This is a genomic window from Paraburkholderia sp. JHI2823, assembly GCF_038900695.1.
Lineage (GTDB): Bacteria > Pseudomonadota > Gammaproteobacteria > Burkholderiales > Burkholderiaceae > Paraburkholderia > Paraburkholderia mimosarum.
Window position 1 is genome coordinate 1 of the sequence record NZ_JAYMRY010000303.1, and the last position, 426, is coordinate 426.

At 63.1% G+C, this 426-nt stretch carries 1 protein-coding gene; it reads right to left on the reverse strand.

Annotation, left to right across the window (positions count from 1 at the left end; translation table 11 throughout):
- Positions 1-334 (reverse strand): hypothetical protein (locus tag VSR34_RS38745; RefSeq protein WP_342965280.1); only part of this gene is annotated, 334 nt, incomplete at its 3' end.
- Positions 335-426: the final 92 nt, after the last annotated feature.

The window sequence follows — 426 nt, forward strand, 5'->3', positions numbered from 1 at the left end:
GATACGCGCTGGATTGCAGCGTACGGAACCGCTTCGTTTGCGCCGTCGCGTGATCGACGCGGAATTCCGCGCCGCCTTCGCCGCCGAGCGTCGCGTACTTCGAGAAGGTCGACTGATCGACGAATTCGTCGTACGGCAACGACGCGGCCATCTTGTCGATCACGCACGAGCACTTGTAGACGTTCGCGAAATCGTGACCGTTATCGTCCATGCAACTGAGCACGTATTCGACGCGGCCCTCGGTCGGATAGTTGTAGCCGCCGCCCGCCCACGCGAGCGGCGCGGCGAGCAGGAGCGAGGTAAAGGCGAGAAGCGCGTGACATCTGTTGGTCATTGAATGCCTCTGCGAGAGCAATGAACCTGCTTCGCGAACCGCTGCGCGAGGTGCATGCCTTGCGGCCGCGAGGCGACGGGATGCGCGAGGAG